The organism is Sphingomonas sp. 3P27F8, from assembly GCF_005502745.1.
GTDB lineage: Bacteria > Pseudomonadota > Alphaproteobacteria > Sphingomonadales > Sphingomonadaceae > Sphingomonas.
In genome coordinates, this window is record NZ_SCNL01000007.1 from 53,625 (window position 1) to 76,842 (window position 23,218).

Below are 23,218 nucleotides of genomic sequence, written 5' to 3' on the forward strand. Positions count from 1 at the left end.
ACCCGGTTGGGAGGACTGCGGGAGCAAACAGCCGTCCCGACCGCTACGGGGGAGCGATTGCTTTATGCGCGCTGTTGCTCATCATCGCGATGCCTTTTCTGGCACTGTTCGCGTTCGATGCATCATCGACGATGCCGGGCTTATTGGGTGCCTGCACCATCATCCTGGGCGCCGGCGCCTTGGGATTCTACGCGATGACGGGGGGGCGGTACTGGGCGATAATACTGACGACTACTGTGATCGCGGTTTTCGTGATCCTGTTTCAAAGCCTGGTCGTATCACTGTTCGTAGCAATGGACGTACAACGCGTAGCGGGCTCTGTTGTCGCGGCCATTGTTGTCGTCATTACTGGCTATCTGATGCGCCTCATTCTGCAACAGACGGCGCCTGCATCCCTCGATCGGGTGCTGACAGGCATCTGCATTGCCTTCGTGACGGTCGGCGTCCTTTCGATCCTGGGCATCCAGCCGCTAAAATCGGATTACAGCAAGCCAATCTTTCCATTCACGGAGCCATCGCACTTCGCGCTGAGTTTCTCGCCCTTCCTGATCTATCAGTGCGTACGGTCGTCGTTGCCGGTTCGGCTAGCGTGGCTTGCAATTGCGCTGTTGCTGGCCCTGTTGCTTCAGAGTCTCTCGCTAGTCGTCGCCGTCGGGTTGGCGGCGGCATGCTGCCTGTCGTTCTCGCTGCTGGCGGGCGCACTGGTCGGCCTCAGCGCCGTAATCGGCTATCTCGACATCAGCTATTTCACCGATCGCTTGGATTTCTCGGTGAACACCACGAACGTGTCCACTCTAGTCTACATCCAGGGACTTGAGTTGGTCGAAGCCGGCTTACGCAAGACCGCCGGGTTAGGCATCGGTTTCCAGCAGCTCGGCGTCGTGCCACTCAACGTGCCGACCAGCGATCTGATCTACAGCATCAACGGTGACGACGCCAATCTGCGCGACGGCGGCTTTACCGCCGCGAAGCTTATAGCCGAACTGGGCTTTGTAGGCATCGGGCTGATTGCGGTCTATCTCTATGCACTCGTGAAGGCGGTGCTCGCGCTACGAGCCTTGTCAAGCGGGCTACCGGGGTCGGCGCAGGAGCGTTTTGCTCTTTCTGTCATTGCGGGTCTTTCCATCGAACTGTTCGTGCGCGGGGGAGGTTATTTTACCGGCACGATGGTTCTGATGGTGCCCGCTTCGCTCATGGCGCTGGAGCATGGTTATCTGCGAATCCGGCGCGCCGCGGTCAGGCGCCTTCTCCCATGAAGGTATCGCGGCGTGATACCTTGTTAGGGCTGTCCGGATTGGCGGCCGGCGCTCGCGGCGACAGTTTGGTATTCGCCGAAGCGCCGGCCCCTTCTACCCAAGGCAGCGATTACGCCGACCTGCAGCGCCGCTATGACGCGATCGCGGCGGCGGGCGGGGGTACGTTGCGGCTTCCAGCGGGCGTTCATAACGTCACGCTCGTCATGCATTCGCGCGTGGTGCATCTGTGCGGAGCGGGGCGAAACGCGACGATCCTTGTTCCCCGCAATCCCGACTTGCCGGTATTCCAGCAGCGCTATGCCACCGCAGGCTGGGACGCGGTGACAATCTCGGACCTCACGATCAAGGGATCGGGCAAGGGCACGGCGCTGGATTATGGCGACACGGCAGCGGATCGTTTCACCGGCCGAACCATCCTACGCAATGTAAGGTTCACGGGCTTTTCGATCTGCGTCCGGCGGTCATCGGGCAATATCGGGCTGTACCTAGAAGGCTGCCAGTTCGACGCGGCCGATTATCATATTTGGGGGCAGAGCTTCCGGGGAGCCGACGGGCTCATCATGCACGATGGCGTGCTGAGTGCGCGGGATTGCCATTTCCAGGAAGCGGCCAAGGCAGTGCTGTACGTCGACAGTTCTGTCCCTGGATCGGGTCAGATCACATTCGATACCTGCACCTTTGAGAGCAACCCCGGCTTCGTCTTCGTGTTCGCGCGGTTCGAAAGCCGCGACGGGGTGCCCGGCATCAGCGTGCGATCGTGCTGGAACGAGAACAATGCGACCGGCGGATCTTCCCACGGCATCCAGCTCGCCGGCAAGTATCGATCCCCCGCCTTCCTGTTTGCCGATCGCGTCGGCCTGATCGAATTCAGCGATACGCCGCCGGGGGCGATGGTGCTGCTTGGCGACACCAGCGTCGTCACCCGGTCATGCGCGCTCGATATGCTTGACGTCGTGGAAGCGAGCCCGGCTGCCACCCTAACCCATTACGACGCCCGCATTTTCGGCGACAGGGTTGTTCCGGGTCTGACCCGCAGCCTGACGAACGCCAATCAGAAGAATTTTGGCCCGACCGGCGCCATCTTCCGCTTGCCGCATCGCATCGGTATCGTCCGTCCCCGGATCGACGGCGCTCATGCGGTCGGGACGTGCGCCGCGCCAATGAATGTCGAGGGCAAGCGCAGGGTACTCAGTCGCAGTGTTCCCGACGCGATCCTACCGGGACTTGCCGCCAGCCAGCAACTCGATCTCGTGGCCGGCGACGCAGGGTATGTGGCCACGATCGCCGTCCCCGCGCCCGCTTATCTCGCCTGGACCTTCAGCTATCGCCGGATTTCAGGTGCGCCTGTAGAGTTCGTGATCGCCGGCCGTGCCGGAATCTCTACTCAGACAACGCTTGACGCGGACGCCTGGACAACGATCGGCGGTGTCGCTTTCATCGACCGTCCGCTCGATCAGATTGGTTTTCTTATCCGAAGCGCGGGCCCGGCATCCATACGCATCGGCGGCTACCAGCTCATCTGTTTTCCTAGCCGAATGGCGGCGACGGAGATGCTGAACGACGGACTGTTCCGGGATCAGCCTGTTTAACGGCCGTCGCGGTCAGACCTTCTCATCGGGACGGCGCCTCACCGGGGTAGGCTTTGCGGGCACCCCGGCCAGCATGCAGTTTTCAGGGGTCGATTTGTTGACGACGGCGTTGGCCGCGATGACGCAGCCGTTTCCGATCACGATATCGCCGATGATCTTGGCACCCGACGCAATCAAGACATGGTCCCCCACCACTGGGCGGGCATCATAGCTGAACATGATATCCTTCGCGCCGATGGTAACCTGATGGTAGATGACGGCATGATGCCCGATCGACATCGCGCCGATCACCGTGCCCGACGCGTGTGGCATGTAAAAATGCGGGCCAATCTCGCAATTAGACGCGATCTCGATGCCGAAAAGGAAGAAATTCACCCACGTCAGTATCTTGGCCAACGGTACCATTCGCTTTTCGTGCAACCAGCGTGAAAGCCGGTATATCCCGACTGGCGAGCAGCGCGGAACCAGAAAGTTCCGCCAAAGATGATAAACGCGAACTTCTTTCCCCACACGTCCGGTATAGAAATAGTGACGTTCCAAATCGGATTTGAGAAGATAGACCAAGCCGGTCATGGTAACTCCGCCGATGCCGTCACAACGAGTTTTCTAGGACGTTGTCTATCCACCCTGGGAGGCTGTACTTGTACTGGATCACCCCTGGCAACGCGCGATAGGGCGTCTTGAGAAAATCCTCCGGGATCGCGGGATCCGCCCGGTCGATGATGTGAATGTTCTGCGGATCATAAAAGTCATAATCTCTGATATGACTGTTCGTCGTGATCAGCTTCTTGCTCGCGCCAACGGCCTCGAACGTCCGCATGGTAAGCCCGGTCTGATGCGGATGCTCCATGTCGACAATCGCGCGCGATCTTGCGAAGGTTTGCTGCACGGTCGGAAACGGCAACGGCTCATATCTGAAATCGTCGTACTTCGCGTTCCTGAACGCCGGGTTGATCGCCTTCTGCGCATAGAAGACCCATGGCGCCTGAAGAAACAGATACCAGAACCGCGGCACGTCCGGCGCGAGCCCTTTGTTGATCGTCGAGATAATGTGGAACCGATCCGAATGCGCAGTGCCGATAAAACTCAGATCATATTTCGGCGCGCCATCACTTGGCTCGAAGCCGGGAGCAAAGAACAGCGGCAGCAGCCGCATCCCGTAACGCTGCGCGGCATCCGGATCGAACGTTACGCATTCGTCGAAGAAAGGCAGGATTTCCTGCGCCTTCGGCTTGTTGCGCATCGAATCCCAGATGTAGAACAGGAAGCGCGCGGATGGCATGCGCGCGCGCATCTCCTTCAGGAGTCCGTTCGACAGGGTCTGCCCGTTGACCACGAACACCAGATCATATTGCCGGTTACCGAACTCGGCCAGCTTGCGCCGGTAGAAGCGGTCAGCGAACCGCATGACAGCGGCACGTGAATAGCGCGTGATCGCGGTCATCAGCGGCGTGTTGAAGGGGCGGTCCGGAAGGTAATCGACCTCCGCCCCTCGCGCTCGAAGTTCCGCCATGATCTGCTGCTCATAGCCGAAATAGCGCACGGAAAAAAAAAGGATGCGCTTGCCCGCAAGCGAACCGGCGCGCTCCCGCGCAAGGAAATTCTGCATGTCTGCCACGCCGGTCAGGCACCCATCAGCTTGCGCGCGCGCAGTTCGGCCGCGGCCTGTTCCAGCCTGTCCTCGTGTACCGGCTGCTCTCCTGCCCATGCGCAGAAGCGCGTCAGCCCCTCCACGAGCGTCACCCTTGGCTCGAAACCCAACAGGCTGCGCGCCCGAGTCAGATCGGCGAAGCAATGGCGAATATCGCCGACGCGGTACTGGCCCGTTACCTGCACGGGTACGCGGAAACCGCCCGATTTGAGCAGCTGGTCGACGAGATCGAGAACGGTTGTCGGCGCGCCTGCGCCCAGGTTCATCGTGGCGCCGTCCGGCAGGTCGGCGTCCAGCGCCGCGACCAGTCCATCGACAATATCCTCAATATGGATGAAATCGCGGGATTCCAGTCCGTCCTCGTAGACCGGGATCGTCATTCCCTGCCGTGCGCGGTTGAAGAAGATCGAGATAATGCCGGTATAGGGATTCTGCAGCGATTGCCCTTCGCCATAGACGTTCTGGAACCGGAAGATGACGGGCTTGAACCCCAGCGCGGGGCCAGCCGCACGTAGTAGTAGTTCCTGGGACGCCTTGGTCGCCGCGTAGATCGATCCGGGGGAAAACGGCAGGTCTTCCGGTGTCGGCACGGCGGTGAGAGGCGTGCCGTTTGCGGAGCGCGGCTCCCACAGATTGTCCGCCAGCTGGGCTGGCGAGCGCGGCATGGGCTGGACGAGCATATCGGGGCGATCGGGCGCAACATAGGCCCCCTCGCCGTACACGCTGCGGCTCGAGGCCAGGATAACCCTACCGGGCTTGCGATCAGCCGAAGCAATGGCTTCGATCAACGCCGCGGTACCGAGTTCGTTGACGGCGACATAGTCCTGCACCCGGTACATCGACTGGGCGGTGCCGGTCTCCGCGGCTAGGTGGTAGATCGCGTCGCACCCATCGACCAGTTCGGAATGCCGCGCGAGGTCGCGAACGTCGAGCCGTACGACGTCCGCACCGGCGGGCGGTATGACAACAGGCAGCGCGCCGTGGATCTGGGGCGTCAGACTATCGACCAGAACCACCTCATGGCCCAGTTCCTGCAGTTTCTTTCCAAGCGCCTGGCCGATGAAACCTAAGCCGCCCGTCACCATGATCTTCATCGACAACCCTTCACTTACATCTGTCGTGCCGAAACGGATCCGGCACGCTGATCACTGTCGAGCCGAGCATCCCTAGATGAGCATCCCCCGACACGTAAATCCTTGTCTTTACAGCCCATCGGTGAGGTAGCGCCAAAGCGACGGCCAATCCTTCATGAACGGCTGTTCCGGTTCGGGAGTCACATTGCCTTGAGGTTCCCACGCGCCAGCTGCAATTCGCGCGATCGCGTCACGCCAGGCGCAGGGATCGTCGACCGCCACAAAGCTTACGGCATCGTAGTTTCCGACTGTTTCGTGAGCATAGGGCAAGTCTGCCACCAGTAGTGGTTTGCCGAAACCCTTGGCTTCGGTGATCGGGAGGCCCCAAGTCTCGAGGCGCGACGGGAAGAGGACGACGTCGCACTGTTCATATTCGGCGGTCATGCGCACGCGATCCTGCCGGCCGATCAGGCTGATGCCGGCAACATCGCCATATTGCCGGGCAAGGTGGGCGGCCCATCTGTTCTCGGTTCCATCCATGGTAAGTCGCAGATCGACAAGCGGTATCAGCTCTGCCGGAAGTCTGTGCACCGCCTCGCACAGGATTTCGATATTCTTGAAGACACGGGGAAGCGCAGGATAGAGCAGCCGAAGCGGCGCGTCCCGCGTCGCCATCCGCAACCGCTGCGGGACCGCGGGTTCGTCTTCACTCGTCACGGCCTGCTTGGCGGGGCGCGCGACCACGACGCGGGGATGCCCGACTTCGCGGCGAAATGCGTCGCGTAGCCATGATTGCTGGACGATGACCGCGTAATTTCTGTTTATGAGAACCTTGTACAGCCTCAGATACAGGATGTTGAACAGAAAGAACTTTATATCGAACCTGGCTTCCTTCAGACTCGCTTTGTAGAAAGGCGACGGGTTGTGACAATATACCGCTTGGCGCCGCGCCTCTACATTCGGCGTCATATCGTGAAGCGATAGCCACAGGTCCGGCATCATCTGTCGAGACAGTTTGCCAAACTCTCGCCATTCCAGCCGCAGGCGCGAAAGCCAGCTGCGCTTCGATTGCGGGAACGCGATCGTGCGAATGCGCGGATTGGCGACCAGCGCTTCGTCATGAACAAGCGCCGTGATTGTCCACTCGGGGCCAAGTGTGTCGGCCGCGCTATCGAGAGCATCGATCAGGACGGTCAGCGGGCCACCTTCGCTGAAATTCACGGCAGAGACAACCAGATGTCGCGTCGTCATTGCTTTTCCCGCCAGACTCCTGAGGCGAACACGATCCGCTGGAAATCGATCTGATGCGCGGCGACAGCGCCTACCGTGCGATCCGCAGGCGGGCAAGGCGTATGCGCAGAACGCGGCTTCGCAGAAGCTGCATTCAACGCGGGCAAAAGCAGGATGGCTGCGCAGGAACCAATGGCCGCTCGATGTCCTGATGCTTAGGTTAGACCGACCTTACCGTCGTCCGCCGGGAGGCGAATCTCGAGATGGCCACGCTCGATGCCGTGTTGATCACCGATATCCAGCCCAGGGATTGCAGGTTGCCGATCCGGCGCCCGCATATGCGTGCCTCCTGGCCATCGGCGATCCCGGTGCGGGTGATCCGCCAAGAGCGCCCATTACATAAGAACCGCTGCACAGTTCCGGCATGCGGCGCCTCGAACGTGGATTTGTCGCTTGAACAGTGCCGAGGCACTCGTGTCCGCGGCAACCACAAGTTAGACTGGGGCAATGCAATCGTTGAGCCTTGATGCCGGTGCGCACCTCCAACACCCTGTTGCCGGCCTGTGGCCATGAGCCGTCGGCCTGCTTCGGCATTGCGCGCGTTCCTGAGCGGCGAAACGGCAGGAGGCTTCGTACTGATCGCGGCCGCCGGACTGGCCATGGTCGCGGCGAACATGCCGGCAACCGCAGGCTCGTATGCGCGCATGCTGCATGCCGAAACCGGGCCAACGCTGTCGACGGCGCTAGGCCCGATGACGGTGCATCTGTGGATCAACGATGCGCTGATGGCGCTGTTTTTCCTGCTCGTCGGACTGGAGATCAAGCGCGAGTTCGTCGACGGGCGGCTGGCGCGCGCCGATCAGCGGCGGCTGCCGTTCATCGCCGCCGCCGCCGGCATGGCAGTGCCTGCGCTAGTCTATCTGCTGGTGGTGGGTGACAACAGCGGCCTTCAGCGCGGCTGGGCGATTCCGGCGGCGACCGATATCGCCTTCGCCATCGGCGTGATGGCGATGCTGGGCAAGCGCGTGCCGCCCGCACTCAAGCTGTTGCTCACAACTGTCGCGATCGTTGACGACATGGGGGCGGTAGCGATCATCGCACTCGCTTATACCGAGGAGATTAGGGCGCTGGCGCTGATCGGCGCAGCGCTGGCGCTGGTGGTGCTGTATGTCATGAACCGACGCGGCGTGCATAAGCTCTGGCCGTACCTGTTCGCCGGTTTGGCGCTGTGGCTTTTTGTGCTGCAATCTGGCGTTCACGCAACAGTCGCCGGGGTGTTGACCGCCATGTTCATCCCGGTAGTGCCAACGCCCGGTGCGCCCGACGCGCCGGAATCACCGCTCCACCGCCTGGAACATGCGCTCAGCCCATGGGTGGCGCTGGTGATCGTCCCACTGTTTGCCTTTGCCAATGCCGGCGTCTCGTTGGGCGGTGTCGGCTGGAGCGTGTTGGCGCAGCCGGTGGTGCTGGGTGTTTCGCTCGGGCTGTTTCTGGGCAAGCAATTCGGCGTATTCGGCGGTATCTGGTGCGCGGTGCGCCTCGGCATCGCGAAGCGGCCGGGCGGGGTGAGCTGGCTGCAGATCTACGGCATGGCGCTGCTGGCCGGTATAGGCTTCACCATGAGCCTGTTCATCGGCGACCTGGCTTTCCCCGGCGATGGCGCGCTGGTGGAAGAGGTCAAGATAGGTGTGCTGGCCGGATCGTTGCTTTCGGCGGTCACCGGGTTCGCGGCGCTGGCGCTGGCCGGCCGCTCACGCGCCTGACGTGGAATCGTCCCTCCGGCCTTTGAAGCCCTGCGCTACAACAAACCACTCGACGCTGCCCTTGCGGCTGGCGGGCGGCTTCGCGTGTTTCACGGAGGTGAAGTGGCGCTTCATCTCCGCCACCAACGCGGAATCCGCGCCGCCCGCGAACACCTTCGAAACGAAGGTGCCGCCCGGCGCCAGCACCTCGATCGCGAAGGCGAACGCGGTTTCGACCAGCGCCATCGTGCGCAATGCGTCGGTCTGCGGATGCCCGACGGTATTCGCCGCCATATCGGAAAGCACGATATCGGGCGCGCCGCCCAGCGCGTCCATGAGCATCGCGGGTGCGGCATCGTCCATGAAATCATGCTGGAAGATCGTCACCCCATCGATCGGATCGACCGGCAACAGGTCAATCCCCACCACGGCGGCTTTGGGGGCCATCCGCCGCACCACCTGGCTCCAGCCGCCCGGTGCGATGCCCAGGTCGACGACGCGCTTCGCGCCCTTCAGGATACCGAAACGCTCGTCCAGCTCGGTCAGCTTGTAGGCGGCGCGGCTGCGATAGCCTTCCGCCTTCGCACGATGGACGTAAGGATCGTTGAGCTGCCGTTCCAGCCAGCGTGTCGATTGCGCGCTGCGGTTTCGGGCGGTGCGTACGCGCTGACGCAGCCCGGAGCCACCGCGCGTCATCGGCCAGCCGCCATCAGCCTGCGCAATATGCCCTCGCGGATACCGCGATCCGCCACCCCGATCCGTTCGGCCGGCCACAGATCGAGGATCGTCTCGAGGATCGCACAGCCCGCCACGACCAGATCGGCCCGTTCGCGGCCGATGCAAGGCAGGGCCGCCCGTTCCGCCGGGGACATATGGGCAAGACTGTTGGACACGTCGCGCATCGCGTGCGCCGGCGCGATCAGCCCGTCAACCGCCGCGCGATCATAGCGATCGAGCCCCAGGTGGACAGAGGCGAGGGTCGTCACCGTGCCCGATGTGCCCAGCAACCGATGCTCCCCTGCCCCCCTCGGCAACCGCTGCGCGAACGGCGCAAAGCTTTCGCGCACCAGCGCGCGCATCCGCTCATAGGTGGCGGCCCGGCCTGCTGCGCCTTCGGCCACTGCAACGCTTTCAGTCAGAGAAACGACGCCCCACGGCGCGGAATGCCAGTCCAGCACGGTGGGAACGGTGGCGGTCGTGTCGATCAGCACCAGTTCGGTCGATCCGCCGCCGATGTCGAACACCAGTGCGGGGCCGTCTCCGGGCTCCAGCAGCACGTGGCAGCCGAGCACCGCCAGTCGCGCTTCCTCCTCCGCCGAGATGATATGGAGTTGGATCCCCGTTTCCGAGCGCACGCGCGCGATGAATTCGGCCCCGTTCGATGCACGCCGGCACGCCTCGGTCGCCACGGAACGTGCAAGTGCGACGTTGCGGCGACTCAGCTTGTCGGCGCAAACGCGCAGCGCGGCGAGGGTGCGATCGATCGCCGCGTCGGAAAGCCGCCCACTGCTCGCCAGTCCTTCGCCGAGCCGAACGATGCGCGAGAAAGCGTCCACCACCGCAAACCCATCGCCCTGCGGCCGCGCGATCAGCAGCCGGCAATTGTTGGTGCCGAGATCGAGCGCCGCGTAATGACGCGCGAAACCGGTGCGGGGCCGCGCTGGAGTGGTAGCCGTTCGACCGGGACCCTGCCCCTGCCGGTGCGGCAAGCTGGCGGAAAAGTCGCCCATTGCCGTTACTTTCTATTCTGTTCTGCCGCCACGAAACTTCTGCTTCGCCCGGTGCTTGGACCTGAGGCTACAGATTCGTGACCGGCCCGGCAAGCCACGCTTGACCACACCCCCCGTTCCGGCCTAGAGGCGCCCCCCTGTTGCCCGATCGTCTAACGGCAAGACTACGGACTCTGACTCCGTCAATCGTGGTTCGAATCCACGTCGGGCATCCACCTTTCCCTCGCCCCGCGCGCTGCTCAAAGCCTTAATCGCACGCGCGGCACGGCGCCCGCTGATCCTGATCGCTCTGGCAACGCTCGCCTCCGGGCTGACCCTTATATTACACGGAGCCGCTGCGTATCGGGCCGGACGCCACGACCCGCTGTTCGGCCGTGGCCAGCCAATGCGATTCTAGCTATTGCCCAGCGCAACGATGTGATCGAGCACTGCCGGGTGCAGCGGCTTCGCGAAGGCGCAGCCGTAACGGAATTTGTCCCGCCATGCGACGACCGCTTCCAATCCTGCGAGGCCAGGCAGCGTCAGCCACACGGTCTGCCCCGGCCACAGAGTGAAGCTGGTTTGCGCGCGGAAGCCGGTGGTGGACAGATCGACCACATCGATCTCGAAACGCGTCGTGCCGCGGTCGCGCAGATGCGCGCGCATCTTCACCGCCTTGCGCAACGCGCGGCGGCTGTCCTCGCCGTCTTGGGGTACAGGTAGCGACACGGCTCGATCCATCATCCTATTATGGGAGGCCAATGGTTACCAATCGGCAAACGAATCTTTTCGTTTCGTCGCAGCGCGCAAAGCCGTTTCGCGTCGTTTCAGTTTCTGTTTCAGTGAGATAGGATGTGAGGCGAGGATGAAGCCAAAACTTACCGCGCCGTGCTTCGTGCCGACTGCGTGATGCAACCGATGCGCCTGAACAATCCGCTTCATGTAGCGGGATTTCGGCAGGTAGCCGGTGGAGACGCGGCGATGGACGATCACATCATGAAATCCGAAATAGATCGCACCATAACCAGCAATGCCGGCGCCTACCCATGCCCAGCCCTGCCACCAGCCGAGCTGCGTACCGCCGAGAAGGAGTATTATCGAAGGCACGGCGAATATCACGCCATACAGGTCGTTCAGTTCGAACCGTCCGGTGCGCACGCGATGGTGGCTTTCGTGAAGGAACCAGCCCGGCCCATGCATCACCCAGCGGTGCATCACATAGGCAAAGCCCTCCATCCCGGAGACGGTAACCAGAAACAGGAGCGGGCCGAACCACCATTGCATTGCGCGGGATATAGCCATGACGGGCGCGTCTCGCTACGTCGCACCGCATCATGACAGACGATATCCGCACCGCAGCCCTAGAATCCAAGGCATGGCCGTTCGAGGAAGCACGCCGGCTCCTCAAGCGCTGGCCGGAAGGAAAGCCGGGCGGCGAGGCGATCATCTTCGAAACCGGATACGGGCCATCGGGTCTGCCGCATATCGGCACCTTCAATGAGGTGCTCCGCACGACGATGGTGCGCAATGCCTTTCACGCGCTATCTGACCAGCGGACGCGGCTGATCGCCTTCTCCGACGATATGGATGGCCTGCGCAAGGTGCCGGATAATGTGCCCAATCAGGCGATGTTGGCGGAACATCTCGGCAAGCCGCTGACCGAAGTGCCCGACCCATTCGGCACGCATGAGAGCTTCGCACATCACAATAATGCGATGCTGCGCGCGTTCCTCGATCGCTACGGATTCGATTACGAATTCGCCTCCTCCACCGATTATTACACCGCTGGTCGCTTCGACGAGCAGCTTCGTAATGTGCTGCGCAATTACGACGCAATCATGGCCGTGATGCTGCCGACGCTGCGCGGCGAACGCCAGGCGACATATTCGCCGGTGCTGCCGATCAGCCCGAAATCGGGCATCGTGCTTCAGGTGCCGGTAGAGGTGGTCGACGCGGAAGCCGGCCTGATCCGTTTCGCCGATGAGGGCGAAGTGATTGAGCAGTCGATCCTGGGCGGAGGGGCGAAGCTGCAGTGGAAGCCTGACTGGGGGATGCGCTGGGCGGCGCTGGGCGTCGATTACGAGATGCACGGCAAGGATCTTATCGATTCCGCCGCGCTCGGCGGACGCATCTGCCAGATTCTGGGTGGGCGGAAACCGGAAACCTTGGTGTATGAGCTTTTTCTCGATGAGAATGGCGAGAAAATTTCCAAGTCCAAGGGCAACGGGCTGAGCCTGGAGCAATGGCTGACCTACGGCCCGGAAGAATCCGTCGCCTTTTACGCTTATCGCGAGCCGAAAAAGGCGAAGCAGCTCCACATGGGCGTAATTCCGCGCGCGGTGGACGAATACTGGCAGTTCCGCACCAATTATGCCGGGCAGGGGATCAAGGAGCGGCTCGGCAATCCTGTTCACCATATTCACGACGGCAAGCTGCCGGAAGGCAAGTTGCCGGTAACGTTCGGGCTGCTGCTCAACCTTGTCGGCGTGATGGGGGAGGCATCGCCCGAGCAGGTGTGGGGCTATCTCGAAAATTATGTTCCTGATGCCTCGCCCGCGCAATATCCGGAGCTCGATCGCCTGATCGGCTATGCGCTCGCCTATCACCGCGATTTCATCGCGCCGACGCTAAAGCGCCGCGCGCCGGAAGGTGCGGAAGTGGACGGCCTCAAAAGGCTTGATGCTGCGCTCGCTGCATTGCCAGCGGATGCAACCGCCGAGGATATCCAGAACCACGTTTACGAAATCGGCAAGACCGGCGGGTTCCCGGAACTGCGCGACTGGTTCAAGGCGCTATACGAGACACTGCTCGGATCCAGCCAGGGGCCGCGAATGGGGAGTTTTATCAGGCTCTATGGCATCGCGAACAGCCGCGAATTGATCGCAGAGGCGCTGGCGCGTTCCCGCGGCAACCTGCCGATGGGCGAGGAAACCGACAAGGCGCGTTCGTAACGCCTCTCCTGTCCCCGGCGCGCGATCGTGCGGATCGTTTGGACGGACAGCGTCCATTCCAGCGTGCAATCGCGCTATCGTCAGCCAGACGACATCGCGGATCCGCTCTGCGCCCGAATCAGTCGAACAGGCTGGATACGCTCGATTCATCGGCAATACGGCGGATCGCCTCTGCGAGCAGCGGCGCGATGGTCAGATGGCGTATGCGGTTGGCGCCGGCGATCGCCTCCTGGTTGCCGATCGAATCGGTAATCACCAATTCGCGCAACGCCGAACCCTCCACCCGCGCCACTGCACCGCCGGAAAGCACGCCGTGCGTGACGTAGGCGACTACATCCTCTGCCCCGGACTCCTTCAGCGCGGCAGCCGCATTGCAGAGGGTGCCCGCGGAATCGACGATATCGTCGATCAGGATGCAGAAGCGCCCCTCCACGTCGCCGATGATGTTCATCACCTCGGATTCGCCGGCCCGCTCGCGCCGCTTGTCGACGATCGCCAGCGGCGCATTGTCGAGCCGCTTCGCAAGCGCGCGTGCACGCACGACGCCGCCGACATCGGGGGAGACCACCATCAGGTTCTTGTCACCAAACCGTGCATGGATATCCGCCGACATCACCGGCGCAGCGAACAGGTTGTCTGTCGGGATGTCGAAAAAGCCCTGAATTTGTCCAGCGTGCAGATCGGCGGAAAGCACACGATCCGCCCCCGCGGTCGTAACGAGGTTCGCGACGAGCTTGGCGGAAATTGGCGTACGGGGGCCGGGCTTCCGATCCTGCCGCGCGTAGCCGAAATAGGGTATTACGGCTGTGATACGCTTCGCCGACGCGCGTTTCAGCGCATCGATGCAGATCAGCAATTCCATGAGATTGTCGTTGGCGGGGAAACTGGTCGACTGGATAACGAACACGTCCTCGCCGCGCACGTTCTCGCGGATTTCGACGAATATCTCGTCATCGGCGAAGCGACGCACCAGCGCCTCGGTCAACGGTAGTTCGAGATAGGCGGCGATGTCACGCGCCAGCGGCAAGTTCGAATTACCCGTCATCAGTTTCATGCGTCGCGCCCCTTCGCCGAATCGCGCCGCCTTACTGCCGGGGGCTGGCGAGGGAAAGAGCAAGCGCCTAAGCGGGCGCGCATGACCGTCATTACCCGCTTCGCGCCGTCGCCCACCGGGCGGTTGCATGTCGGCAACATCCGCACCGCGCTGCATAACTGGCTGTTCGCCCAGGCGAACCGTGGCACATTCATGCTCCGTATAGACGATACGGACGAAGAGCGCAGCGCAGCGCATTTCATCACTTCGATCCGCGCCGATCTGGCATGGCTTGGCCTGACCCCCGTAAAGGAAGAGCGACAGTCAGCGCGCTACGCGCTTTACCAACGCCAATTCGATACGCTGGTGGCCGCCGGACGTATCTATCCTGCCTATGAGAGCGCGCAGGAGCTTGAGCTGAAGCGCAAGATCCAGCGCGGCCGCGGCCTTCCCCCCGTATATGACAGGGCCGCGCTGAACCTGACGCCGGAAGATCGCGCGACGCTGGAAGCGGAGGGCGTGCAGCCGCACTGGCGCTTCCGGCTCGACCATAGTGCCCCAATCGAGTGGCACGATCTGATCCGTGGCCCGCAGCATTTCGATCCAGCGACGATGAGCGATCCTGTCGTGCGCCGTGCCAATGGCTCGTGGCTCTATATGCTGCCCTCCGTAATCGACGATATCGATATGGGGATTACCCATGTGGTACGCGGCGAGGATCATGTCTCCAACACCGCGCTGCAAATCCAGATGTTCGACGCGCTCGGCGCCCCCCCGCCCTCGTTCGCGCATGAGGCCCTGCTTACGGGCAGCGAGGGCAAGCTTTCCAAGCGGCTCGGCAGCGTCGGCGTCGATCAGTTCCGCGCGGCGGGCATCGAACCGCAGGCGATACGTGCGCTTCTGGCGCGACTGGGAACCAGCGATCCGGTGGAGCCGATCCAGGACATCGCGACGCTGATCGCGGGATTCGATTTCTCGCATTTCGGCCGTGCGCCGGCGCGTTTTGACGAAAGCGAACTCGCGCAACTCAATGCGCGCATCATTCATGAGCTTCCGTTCGCGACCGTCGCGGATCGATTGCCCGATGGCATGACCGAAGCCGCATGGCAGGCCGTGCGGCCGAACCTCACCGCTGTCGCGGAGGCGGCCGAATGGTGGCAGGTAATCGAAGGGCCGATCCCCACGATAGAGAAGGGCGAGGACACCGCCTATCTCGCCGAGGCTGCCGCTGTCGCGGCAATGATCGATTGGGATGCAGATCCCTGGCACTCACTAACCAACCGGCTCAAGGAAACCACCGGGCGAAAGGGAAGACAGTTGTTTCTGCCACTCCGCCGCGCGCTGACCGGCCGCGACCACGGCCCAGACATGGCCGCCCTGCTCCCGCTGATCGGTCGCGATCGCACACTTTATCGTCTCTCTGGAACGTAGCCTGAAACGCGCGCCATCTCAGGGGCAAGGGGCATGTGTTGTTATAAAGTCTCTTTCGATCGACTTAGATACGTTGTATCATCCCCGAACCGGGCAAACCGGGCTGGAGAGTAGTCGAAAGGAGCAGGCCTATGTACGCGGATCGTTATGTTCGCTCGCGCGGGATCAATCCGGGCAGCCTCGCCTTCGCCATCGGGCTCAATGCAGCGATCATGGCCGGGATGGTAATATCAGTGCCGGCGTTCAAGAAAACTGTCGAAAAGCACTTCACCGCGATCAACATCCCGATTGACGAGCCGCCTCCACCCGAACCATTGCCGCAACCCGAAACCAAGACGGTGCATCAACCGAAATCGCAACCACGGCCTATCGACCGCAGCGATCCGGTAGCGCGCACGACAACGCTCGAGCCCTACTACCCGCCCTTTCCGCCGCTAGCGAACAGCGGGGCCGGCACCGAAACCGGCATCGAAAAGATCATCGATCCGCCCGCAAAGTCGCCGGTGATGATCGATGCCAGCGCAGATCCGCGCTTCGCGCGCGAATTTCAGCCCGAGTATCCCGCCGGCGAACGTCGGCTCGGCAATGAAGGAAAGGTGGAAGTGCGCGTCCTGGTCGGTGTCGACGGCCGTGTGAAGCTGGTCGAGCGTATTTCCGCCGCGAGCGAGGCGTTCTGGCTGGCGACGGAGCGGCAAGCGCTGCGCCGCTGGCGCTTCCGCCCAGCGACCCGGGATGGCGTGGCGATCGAATCATGGCGCACGATGACGGTGCGGTTCGAGATGGCTTCCTGAGTCGATTGCGCGTGGGGCTGGCCACGACCGCCCCGCGCGCCTATCTTGCCGGGATGCAATTCCTCGCCCGTATGTCGCCGCTCCGCGCGCTGCGAGACCTTCGGTTGTTTCTGCATCAGCGACAACCGCACGAACTCGGCTTTCTGCTGCTGGCGATACTGATCACCGGATTTTTCATCTTCGCGTTCGCGAAGGATTCGCATGTGGAAAAGGTGTACAAGCCAGACATCATCTACGTGCAGCAGTGGCGGCTCGATCGCAGCGAGGCCGAGATTCTGGCTCAACAAAAGATCGATCAGGCGAAGAAGGATCAGGAACAGGCCGCGCTCGAGAAAGAGCAAGCCAAGACGCGAGCCGAGTTCCAGCGGCTTGACGACAAAATGAAACGCTGGGGCCTCTGACCTCCGCTATCGACCAGCGCTGGATGGCATCCGCACTCGCACTGTCGGCGCGGGTCCATGGACGCACCTCGCCGAATCCCAACGTCGGCTGCGTCATCGTGTCGAACGGCCGAGTTGCCGGGCGCGGCTGGACCCAGCCGGGCGGTCGTCCGCACGCCGAAGCAATGGCGCTGGCGGAGGCGGGCGAGGCAGCGCGTGGCGCGACCGCCTATGTCACGCTGGAGCCTTGCGCGCATCAATCATCACGTGGCCCGGCCTGCGCAAACCTGTTGATCGCGGCGGGGATCGCGCGCGTGGTTTCCGCAATGGGTGATCCCGATCCGCGCACCAATGGTGCCGGGTTCGCCCGGCTTGCGGCAGCGGGGGTCGCCGTTACGAACGGCATCTGCGCCGACGAAGCGCGGCACGCTATGGCCGGCTTTCTTATCCGCCGTGCATCGCGGCGTCCGCAGGTGACGCTAAAACTCGCCACGTCGCTCGACGGGTGCATCGCGCTGGCAGATGGAGAAAGCCGCTGGATCACCGGTTCCGAATCGCGCGCCCACGCGCATCTTGAACGCGCCCGCCACGAGGCCATCCTGATCGGGCGCGGAACATGGGATACCGATCGGCCCAGTCTCAACGTGCGACTGCCCGGGCTTGAGGAACGCGCCCCAAGGCGCGTGATTCTTTCCAAACAAATAGTCGACGCGCCCGGTTGTATTGTCATCGCTCAGCCCGCGGACATCGCCACGCTCCCCGGCGATCATCTGTTGATCGAGGGCGGCGCGGGCGCGGCATCCGCCTTCCTGAGGGCGGACCTTGTCGATCGCTTGCTTTTGTACCGCGCGCCAATCCTGATCGGCGCGGGCCGCCCGGCGATCGGGGACCTGGGCTTGCAGAATCTCGCCAGCGCGCATGGCCGCTGGCGCCTGACCGACGCACGCATGCTTGGCAGCGACCGGCTCGAGGCATATGAGCGCCAGCGATAACAGGACAACGAATTCACATGTTCACCGGGATCGTAACCGACATCGGCACCATCAGCGCGGTGGAATCGCGCGGCGATCTGCGCGTAATCGTCGATACCGCTTATGACACGACCGGAATCGATCTCGGCGCATCCATCTCCTGCTCCGGCGTGTGCCTGACGGTGATAGACAAGGGCCCGGGCTGGTTCGCGGTCGATGTTTCGGGCGAGACCGCCAGCCGTACTGCGCAGGGCCAATGGAGCGCGGGCCGCCGCCTCAATCTCGAGCGCGCAATGAAGCTTGGAGACGAGCTCGGCGGACATATCGTGACGGGTCATGTCGATGGCGTTGCGGAGGTGATCGGCATCTGCCCGGAAGGCGATTCGCGCCGCATCGGATTCCGCATCACCTCGGATATTGCGCCGTTTCTCGCCAGCAAGGGATCGGTCACGGTCGATGGCGTGTCGCTGACGGTCAACGCGGTCTCGGATCAGGACGACGGCAGCACCCATTTCTCGATCAACCTCATCCCGCATACCCAGACTGTGACGACGCTGGGCGGTCTCACTCCGGGGCAGGCGGTCAACATCGAGATCGATGTCCTCGCCCGTTACATGCAACGAATGGAGCATTATCGTGTCAAAGCCGGCTGAACTCGCGCGCCTGCGCCACGCCTTCCTCTCCTCCCCCGAGGAGATTATCGAGGAGGCGAAGAACGGCCGCATGTTCATTCTCGTCGATGACGAGGATCGCGAGAATGAGGGCGATCTCGTCATTCCGGCGCAGATGGCGACGCCGGAAAAGGTGAACTTCATGGCCAGGCATGGCCGCGGGCTGATCTGCCTCGCGCTCACCAAATCTCGCGTCGATCAGCTCGGCCTTGATCTGATGAGCCGTCATAACGGCACGCGGCACGAAACCGCCTTCACCGTTTCCATCGAGGCGCGCGACGGTGTTACCACCGGCATCTCCGCCGCCGATCGCGCGCGCACGATCGCTGTAGCGATCGACGCGTCCAAGAGCCGTGAGGAGATCGTGACGCCGGGCCACGTCTTCCCGTTAGTGGCGCGCGACGGTGGCGTGCTGGTTCGCGCTGGCCACACGGAGGCGGCGGTCGATGTTTCGCGACTGGCCGGCCTCAACCCGTCGGGCGTGATCTGTGAGATCATGAACGACGACGGGACGATGTCTCGAATGGACGATCTCGTCTCTTTTGCGCAACTCCACAACCTCAGGATCGGGACGATCCGCGACCTTATCGCCTACCGCCGTCGCTACGATCATCTGGTCGAAAAACAAGCGGAAATGACATTCGAATCGCGCTGGGGCGGCACGTGGCGCGGCCTCACCTTTTTCAACAAGGCGACCGGCGACGAGACGATCGCCTTGGTAAAAGGCCGTATTGACCCGACCAAGCCCACGCTGGTGCGGATGCACACCGCCAGCTTCTTCGTCGATATGTTCGGCGAGCAATCCGACCGTGCCGACATGCTTTCGCGCTCGATGGAAATGATCGCGGAAGAGGGCGCGGGGGTGATCGTTGTCATCAACCGCCCGATGAAGGGCGCGGTCACGCGCTTCATCAGGGCGCGCGCCGATGGCAAGGTCGCCGGTGAGCCCGAGATTGACGAACTGCGCGATTACGGCGTCGGCGCGCAGATCCTTGCGGAGCTTGGTGTGGAAGAGATGGTGCTGCTTACCAACTCTCACCACGCATTGATCGGGCTGGAGGGCTATGGCCTGTCGATCGTCGCCGAACGCTCGATCACCGGCACCGGCACCGGCACTGCCTGAATCTCACGGCAACAGGAAAATCACACATGGCGCGCATTCTCATCGTCGAAGCCCGCTTCTACGATCACCTCAACGACATGCTGATTGCCGGCGCGCGCGCAGCGATCGAGAGCGCCGGGCATCAGGCGGAAGTCGTCACAGTGCCTGGCGCGCTCGAGGTGCCCGGTGCAATTGCTATGGCGGCCGAGTCGGGGCGTTATGACGGCTATGTCGCGCTCGGCGTGGTCATCCGTGGCGAAACCTACCATTTCGAGATCGTCTCGAACGAGAGCGCGCGTGGCATCATGGCGCTGACGATGGACGGCCTTCCGATCGGCAACGGCATCCTGACGACCGAGAATGAGGAACAGGCGATCCGCCGCGCCGATCCGGCCCAGCTCGACAAGGGTGGCGGCGCGGCCCAAGCGGCGCTCGCGATGCTTCAATTGCGCGAACAATTCAGCTGACATGGCGATCGAGCCTCCAGCGCCGCGTTATCGTATGTGGAGCGCGGGCCGTGGCTAGAAGTGATCGATACGCGGGCATCCCGTTCGCCGCCGACTGGTCAAACTGTGCTGGCGTCGATCGCTCGGCATGACCTCGGCGTCGGGCTCGCCGCAGGCCCATCTTTCACAACAATGCGCCGTTACGACGCCAAGGCACGACGGAAAATTCAACTCGATGCGGCGGGCGCCGCCACCTTCGACCGCGGGCGCCTGATCGCGTTTGCGGCAAGATGATCTGGTTAGTTGCGGTGATCTGGCAGCTTGCGCTCTCGGTGCTGGCGCTGTTGCTGTTCGCCCGCAACGGCGTGCCCGCCTGGCCCCGCAGACGCATCAAAGCCTGGCGGGGCCGGTACGTGCGCTGCCCGCGCGTCGCTTCCGTAACGGAAGCGACGCGCGAAGGCGTTCAGGCGACCGAGGCTTCCAGTGCCGGGTAGTCAACATAACCCTCCGGCCCCGGCTGATAGAAGGTTTTCGGATTCGGGGTGTTGAGCGGTGCGCCAAGCTGGAATCGTTCGACCAGATCAGGATTGGCAATGAACAGCCGCCCCCAGCTTATCGCATCGGCGACGCCGGAATCGAGATCGGCCTGCGCTGAAACAGGGGTGTAATCCTGAATGAGCACCAGCGGCTGCCGGAAGGCCTCTCGGATCTTCGGGCTAAGCTTGGGTACATTCGTGCTGCCAAAGGTGCCGTCGGGCGCCTGCTCACGCAATTCCAGAAAGGCGATTCCAAGCGCATCTAGCGCACGCACCGCTGGCAGAAATACTTTTTCAGGAGCGCTGTCGTCAGCGCCTTGCGATTCGCCATTGGCCGACAAGCGGACAGAAGTGCGGCCGGCGCCGATTTCCGCCACCACGCGCTCGGCCGCTTCCCGCAACAGCCGAATGCGGTTTTCAGGCGCGCCGCCATATTCGTCCTCGCGCAGATTGGTGCCGTCGCGCAGGAACTGATCGATGAAATAGCCATTCGCGGCATGGATCTGCACCCCGTCGAACCCTGCCGAGATGGCATTGCGCGCGGCAGCGGCATAATCGTCCAGCGTCTGGCGGATGTCATCCAGCGTCGCCGCACGCGGCTGGTCGTACGGGTTTTTCTCCGGCACGGCGTACGGCGCGCGCAATGTGGAGGAAGATAGAGACTGCAAGCCGGTCACGTCTGGCCGTGCCAGGCGGCCCATGTGCCACAGCTGTGCTATAATCCGTCCGCCCGCGCTATGTACTGCTTCCGTAACAGGCTTCCACGCTTCGACCTGCTCCTCGGTCCAGAGGCCCGGCGCGTTCGGCCAGCCAAGACCCTGCCGGCTAATTCCAGTCGCCTCGCTGATGATAAGACCGGCGCTGGCGCGCTGGCGATAATATTCTATCATCAATTCGGTTGGCACATGATCGCTAGTGGCGCGCGTACGGGTCAGTGGCGCCATGATAATACGGTTGGGCGCGTGGATCGCGCCGAGTGCGATGGGATCGAACAAAGTGGGCATATTTCCCCTTTCGGTTGCTCATTGCTACCTGACGGGACGGACATAGGCAGTTACACCGCGCTATGCATCAAGCCACTACCCCAAGAAAAGCTATCCTTGGCGCAAGCAACCCCACACTCGCGTTCCTTGCCCTCATAGCCGGCAACGTGGCGCTCGCATTCGGGCCGTGGTTCGTCCGGATGACCGACGTTGGTCCGGTCGCGGCAGGATTCTGGCGTATCGCATTGGCTGCGCCGCTGCTGCTGTTGCTCGCAGGGATGACCGGGAGTCGCCCGTTCGCGGAGGCGAAGGGGCTTTGGTGGGTGCTGGGAGGATCCGGGCTGCTATTCGCAGGCGATCTCGGCGCTTGGCACCTCGGTATCCACCATACCAAGCTCGCGAATGCCACCCTGTTGGGCAATTGCGCCTCGCTGATCTATCCGATCTACGGCTTCGTCGTCGCCCGTGCGTGGCCAGCCCGCAGACAGGGCGCCGCACTGGTGATAGCGCTGGTCGGCGCGGTGGTATTGATGGGGCGTTCGGCGCAGGTGTCGCCGCAGAATTTGCTCGGCGATCTGCTATGCGTGGTCGCGGGCGTCCTTTACGCTGGCTATTTCATTTTGATGGCGCGGGCACGGGTGACAATGCTGCCGCTCCCGGCGCTGGCGCTTTCCTCGATCGCCGCTATCCCGCCCCTGTTGATAGCATCGATCGCCCTGGGCGAGAAAGTGATGCCCGGAAGCTGGACCCCACTCGTCACGCTGGCGCTCGCCAGCCAGGTGCTTGGCCAGGGATTGATGATCTATGCGCTGGGTGCGCTCAGCCCGCTGGTCATCGGGCTTGCGCTGCTCGTCCAGCCAATCGTCGCCGCTGCGATCGGTTGGAGCGTCTATAATGAGCGGCTTGCCTTGCCTGACCTTGTCGGCGCGTTGCTGATCGCCGTCGCGCTGGTACTGGTGCGCCGTTCGCCGCGCAGTGATAGGAAGGCTGCATGACCGATCAGACCGACGCCACCCTCGACGAGATCCGTATCGCGCTGGCGCTGCCGATTGCCGCCAATGCCGCGTTCGACGGCTGGGGGGCAGCAGCACGAGATCTTGCTGCCGATTCGCATGAGGTCGACCGAGACATCGCGGCGCTAGCACTGCCCGACGCGCCAGCGATGATCGACGCCTGGTTCGCCGCCATCGACGCGACGATGCTGGCGCAGGTTCCGGTCGAGCGATGCAGCGCGATGAAAATCCGCGAGCGGATCGCGGCGCTCGTCGGCGCAAGGATCGACGCCATTGCGCCACATCGCGAATCGCTGCGACGCGCCTTGGCCATTCTTGCGTTGCCTCAAAACATCGTTCTGGGCACGCGGCTCGGCTGGCGCGCCGCAGATACGATCTGGCGCGCGGCGGGCGATAGCGCCACCGATTACAATCATTATACCAAGCGCTCGATCCTGCTCGGCGTCTATGCCGCAACGATGACGGTACTGCTGGACGACGACAGTGAAGGCCAGGTCGAAACACGCGCCTTCCTCGCCCGTCGGATCGAGGGGATCATGCGGTTCGAAAAGGCGAAGTCCGGCTTTATCCGGCGCACCCGGCATCGGCCCAGTCTATCACGCTTTATCGGCAGACTTCGCTATCCGGTCGCTTGACCTGAAAGGCAATTGATAATCGTTC

The 23,218-nt window shown here is 62.7% G+C and carries 24 protein-coding genes and 1 tRNA gene; 15 read left to right on the forward strand and 10 right to left on the reverse strand.

All coding sequences use genetic code 11. From position 1 onward, the window contains the following. The first annotated feature begins 74 nt into the window (after nt 1–74). Nucleotides 75–1,256: a hypothetical protein gene (locus tag FFS35_RS09805; protein WP_137786910.1), complete on the forward strand. Its 1,182-nt coding sequence runs from the start codon at nt 75–77 to the stop codon at nt 1,254–1,256. Then, complete coding sequence (locus FFS35_RS09810) at nt 1,253–2,845, forward strand: hypothetical protein (RefSeq protein WP_137786911.1); 1,593 nt, start codon at nt 1,253–1,255, stop codon at nt 2,843–2,845. Before FFS35_RS09805 ends, FFS35_RS09810 begins: the two co-directional genes overlap by 4 nt. 12 nt (nt 2,846–2,857) lie before the next feature. Here the strand turns inward: FFS35_RS09810 and FFS35_RS09815 are convergent, their stop codons facing one another. From FFS35_RS09815 to FFS35_RS09830, 4 genes are all read right to left on the reverse strand, one after another. Beyond that, nucleotides 2,858–3,418 (reverse strand): serine acetyltransferase, encoded by a 561-nt coding sequence (locus FFS35_RS09815; RefSeq protein ID WP_137786912.1) that lies wholly within the window; start codon nt 3,416–3,418, stop codon nt 2,858–2,860. A gap of 19 nt (nt 3,419–3,437) precedes the next feature. Continuing rightward, entirely contained in the window at nt 3,438–4,454 is a 1,017-nt protein-coding gene (locus FFS35_RS09820) for a hypothetical protein (protein ID WP_137786913.1), read from the reverse strand. Nucleotides 4,455–4,468: 14 nt separating this feature from the next. Continuing rightward, nucleotides 4,469–5,590, reverse strand: coding sequence for an NAD-dependent epimerase/dehydratase family protein (locus tag FFS35_RS09825; protein WP_212742195.1), 1,122 nt, complete (start codon nt 5,588–5,590; stop codon nt 4,469–4,471). 108 nt (nt 5,591–5,698) lie between these two features. Further along, entirely contained in the window at nt 5,699–6,820 is a 1,122-nt protein-coding gene (locus FFS35_RS09830; RefSeq protein WP_137786915.1) for a glycosyltransferase, read from the reverse strand. A 548-nt stretch (nt 6,821–7,368) separates the two neighbouring features. On the opposite strand from FFS35_RS09830, the gene nhaA reads away from it, so the two are divergent. Next, nucleotides 7,369–8,562 (forward strand): Na+/H+ antiporter NhaA, encoded by a 1,194-nt coding sequence (gene nhaA, locus FFS35_RS09835; RefSeq protein ID WP_137786916.1) that lies wholly within the window; start codon nt 7,369–7,371, stop codon nt 8,560–8,562. Here nhaA and FFS35_RS09840 read toward each other — a convergent pair. Next, nucleotides 8,551–9,237 (reverse strand): RlmE family RNA methyltransferase, encoded by a 687-nt coding sequence (locus FFS35_RS09840; RefSeq protein WP_137786917.1) that lies wholly within the window; start codon nt 9,235–9,237, stop codon nt 8,551–8,553. The two genes, nhaA and FFS35_RS09840, sit on opposite strands and share 12 nt — an antisense overlap. Continuing rightward, entirely contained in the window at nt 9,234–10,271 is a 1,038-nt protein-coding gene (locus FFS35_RS09845) for a Ppx/GppA phosphatase family protein (protein WP_171007586.1), read from the reverse strand. The genes FFS35_RS09840 and FFS35_RS09845 overlap by 4 nt, the downstream gene beginning before the upstream one ends. Before the next feature lie 141 nt (nt 10,272–10,412). On the opposite strand from FFS35_RS09845, the gene FFS35_RS09850 reads away from it, so the two are divergent. Beyond that, a tRNA-Gln gene (locus FFS35_RS09850) sits at nt 10,413–10,486 on the forward strand. 178 nt (nt 10,487–10,664) lie between these two features. On the opposite strand, the gene FFS35_RS09855 is transcribed toward FFS35_RS09850, so the two are convergent. Both FFS35_RS09855 and FFS35_RS09860 read right to left on the reverse strand, forming a co-directional pair. Beyond that, entirely contained in the window at nt 10,665–10,979 is a 315-nt protein-coding gene (locus FFS35_RS09855; RefSeq protein WP_249341559.1) for a PilZ domain-containing protein, read from the reverse strand. 36 nt (nt 10,980–11,015) lie between these two features. After that, the gene (locus FFS35_RS09860; RefSeq protein ID WP_137786919.1) at nt 11,016–11,534 is read right to left on the reverse strand and encodes a sterol desaturase family protein; all 519 of its coding nucleotides are present in this window, start codon (nt 11,532–11,534) and stop codon (nt 11,016–11,018) included. Between the two features lie 50 nt (nt 11,535–11,584). Here FFS35_RS09860 and FFS35_RS09865 point away from each other — a divergent pair, with 50 nt between their 5' ends. Next, a complete protein-coding gene (locus FFS35_RS09865) occupies nt 11,585–13,201 on the forward strand; it encodes a lysine--tRNA ligase (protein ID WP_137786920.1) in 1,617 nt (538 codons plus the stop codon). Between the two features lie 118 nt (nt 13,202–13,319). Here the strand turns inward: FFS35_RS09865 and FFS35_RS09870 are convergent, their stop codons facing one another. Continuing rightward, a complete protein-coding gene (locus FFS35_RS09870; protein WP_137786921.1) occupies nt 13,320–14,255 on the reverse strand; it encodes a ribose-phosphate pyrophosphokinase in 936 nt (311 codons plus the stop codon). 81 nt (nt 14,256–14,336) lie between these two features. On the opposite strand from FFS35_RS09870, the gene gltX reads away from it, so the two are divergent. The 8 genes from gltX to FFS35_RS09910 all read left to right on the forward strand — a co-directional run bounded on the left by gltX (nt 14,337) and on the right by FFS35_RS09910 (nt 20,520). Continuing rightward, nucleotides 14,337–15,665 (forward strand): glutamate--tRNA ligase, encoded by a 1,329-nt coding sequence (gltX, locus tag FFS35_RS09875; protein ID WP_137786922.1) that lies wholly within the window; start codon nt 14,337–14,339, stop codon nt 15,663–15,665. Between the two features lie 131 nt (nt 15,666–15,796). Continuing rightward, nucleotides 15,797–16,456 (forward strand): energy transducer TonB, encoded by a 660-nt coding sequence (locus FFS35_RS09880; RefSeq protein ID WP_137786923.1) that lies wholly within the window; start codon nt 15,797–15,799, stop codon nt 16,454–16,456. Further along, on the forward strand, nt 16,417–16,857 hold the full coding sequence (locus tag FFS35_RS09885) for a hypothetical protein (protein WP_249341560.1): 441 nt from the start codon (nt 16,417–16,419) through the stop codon (nt 16,855–16,857). The genes FFS35_RS09880 and FFS35_RS09885 overlap by 40 nt, the downstream gene beginning before the upstream one ends. A gap of 23 nt (nt 16,858–16,880) precedes the next feature. Continuing rightward, entirely contained in the window at nt 16,881–17,828 is a 948-nt protein-coding gene (ribD, locus tag FFS35_RS09890) for a bifunctional diaminohydroxyphosphoribosylaminopyrimidine deaminase/5-amino-6-(5-phosphoribosylamino)uracil reductase RibD (RefSeq protein WP_137786924.1), read from the forward strand. A 17-nt stretch (nt 17,829–17,845) separates the two neighbouring features. Beyond that, a complete protein-coding gene (locus FFS35_RS09895) occupies nt 17,846–18,460 on the forward strand; it encodes a riboflavin synthase (RefSeq protein ID WP_137786925.1) in 615 nt (204 codons plus the stop codon). After that, nucleotides 18,444–19,601: a 3,4-dihydroxy-2-butanone-4-phosphate synthase gene (gene ribB, locus FFS35_RS09900; RefSeq protein ID WP_137786926.1), complete on the forward strand. Its 1,158-nt coding sequence runs from the start codon at nt 18,444–18,446 to the stop codon at nt 19,599–19,601. Before FFS35_RS09895 ends, ribB begins: the two co-directional genes overlap by 17 nt. Before the next feature lie 26 nt (nt 19,602–19,627). After that, a complete protein-coding gene (gene ribH, locus FFS35_RS09905) occupies nt 19,628–20,047 on the forward strand; it encodes a 6,7-dimethyl-8-ribityllumazine synthase (protein WP_137786927.1) in 420 nt (139 codons plus the stop codon). A gap of 269 nt (nt 20,048–20,316) precedes the next feature. Then, nucleotides 20,317–20,520, forward strand: coding sequence for a hypothetical protein (locus tag FFS35_RS09910; RefSeq protein WP_137786928.1), 204 nt, complete (start codon nt 20,317–20,319; stop codon nt 20,518–20,520). Here FFS35_RS09910 and FFS35_RS09915 read toward each other — a convergent pair. Continuing rightward, a complete protein-coding gene (locus FFS35_RS09915; RefSeq protein WP_137786929.1) occupies nt 20,490–21,566 on the reverse strand; it encodes an alkene reductase in 1,077 nt (358 codons plus the stop codon). The genes FFS35_RS09910 and FFS35_RS09915 overlap by 31 nt on opposite strands. A 62-nt stretch (nt 21,567–21,628) precedes the next feature. On the opposite strand from FFS35_RS09915, the gene FFS35_RS09920 reads away from it, so the two are divergent. Then, nucleotides 21,629–22,540 (forward strand): DMT family transporter, encoded by a 912-nt coding sequence (locus FFS35_RS09920; protein WP_137786930.1) that lies wholly within the window; start codon nt 21,629–21,631, stop codon nt 22,538–22,540. Then, complete coding sequence (locus FFS35_RS09925) at nt 22,537–23,193, forward strand: COQ9 family protein (protein WP_137786931.1); 657 nt, start codon at nt 22,537–22,539, stop codon at nt 23,191–23,193. Before FFS35_RS09920 ends, FFS35_RS09925 begins: the two co-directional genes overlap by 4 nt. The last annotated feature ends 25 nt before the right edge of the window (nt 23,194–23,218 follow it).

Excerpts from the sequence above, each read along its gene's own strand:
- FFS35_RS09840 (WP_137786917.1), bottom strand. The coding sequence starts at position 9,237 with ATGACGCGCGGTGGCTCCGGGCTGCGTCAGCGCGTACGCACCGCCCGA.
- gltX (WP_137786922.1), top strand. The coding sequence starts at position 14,337 with ATGACCGTCATTACCCGCTTCGCGCCGTCGCCCACCGGGCGGTTGCAT.
- FFS35_RS09920 (WP_137786930.1), top strand. The coding sequence starts at position 21,629 with ATGCATCAAGCCACTACCCCAAGAAAAGCTATCCTTGGCGCAAGCAAC.
- FFS35_RS09830 (WP_137786915.1), bottom strand. The coding sequence starts at position 6,820 with ATGACGACGCGACATCTGGTTGTCTCTGCCGTGAATTTCAGCGAAGGT.
- FFS35_RS09845 (WP_171007586.1), bottom strand. The coding sequence starts at position 10,271 with ATGGGCGACTTTTCCGCCAGCTTGCCGCACCGGCAGGGGCAGGGTCCC.
- FFS35_RS09885 (WP_249341560.1), top strand. The coding sequence starts at position 16,417 with ATGGCGCACGATGACGGTGCGGTTCGAGATGGCTTCCTGAGTCGATTG.
- FFS35_RS09865 (WP_137786920.1), top strand. The coding sequence starts at position 11,585 with ATGACAGACGATATCCGCACCGCAGCCCTAGAATCCAAGGCATGGCCG.
- FFS35_RS09810 (WP_137786911.1), top strand. The coding sequence starts at position 1,253 with ATGAAGGTATCGCGGCGTGATACCTTGTTAGGGCTGTCCGGATTGGCG.
- FFS35_RS09925 (WP_137786931.1), top strand. The coding sequence starts at position 22,537 with ATGACCGATCAGACCGACGCCACCCTCGACGAGATCCGTATCGCGCTG.
- FFS35_RS09820 (WP_137786913.1), bottom strand. The coding sequence starts at position 4,454 with ATGCAGAATTTCCTTGCGCGGGAGCGCGCCGGTTCGCTTGCGGGCAAG.
- FFS35_RS09895 (WP_137786925.1), top strand. The coding sequence starts at position 17,846 with ATGTTCACCGGGATCGTAACCGACATCGGCACCATCAGCGCGGTGGAA.
- FFS35_RS09880 (WP_137786923.1), top strand. The coding sequence starts at position 15,797 with ATGTACGCGGATCGTTATGTTCGCTCGCGCGGGATCAATCCGGGCAGC.
- FFS35_RS09870 (WP_137786921.1), bottom strand. The coding sequence starts at position 14,255 with ATGAAACTGATGACGGGTAATTCGAACTTGCCGCTGGCGCGTGACATC.
- nhaA (WP_137786916.1), top strand. The coding sequence starts at position 7,369 with ATGAGCCGTCGGCCTGCTTCGGCATTGCGCGCGTTCCTGAGCGGCGAA.
- FFS35_RS09915 (WP_137786929.1), bottom strand. The coding sequence starts at position 21,566 with ATGCCCACTTTGTTCGATCCCATCGCACTCGGCGCGATCCACGCGCCC.
- FFS35_RS09825 (WP_212742195.1), bottom strand. The coding sequence starts at position 5,590 with ATGAAGATCATGGTGACGGGCGGCTTAGGTTTCATCGGCCAGGCGCTT.
- ribH (WP_137786927.1), top strand. The coding sequence starts at position 19,628 with ATGGCGCGCATTCTCATCGTCGAAGCCCGCTTCTACGATCACCTCAAC.
- ribD (WP_137786924.1), top strand. The coding sequence starts at position 16,881 with ATGGCATCCGCACTCGCACTGTCGGCGCGGGTCCATGGACGCACCTCG.
- FFS35_RS09910 (WP_137786928.1), top strand. The coding sequence starts at position 20,317 with ATGATCTGGTTAGTTGCGGTGATCTGGCAGCTTGCGCTCTCGGTGCTG.
- FFS35_RS09815 (WP_137786912.1), bottom strand. The coding sequence starts at position 3,418 with ATGACCGGCTTGGTCTATCTTCTCAAATCCGATTTGGAACGTCACTAT.
- FFS35_RS09860 (WP_137786919.1), bottom strand. The coding sequence starts at position 11,534 with ATGCAATGGTGGTTCGGCCCGCTCCTGTTTCTGGTTACCGTCTCCGGG.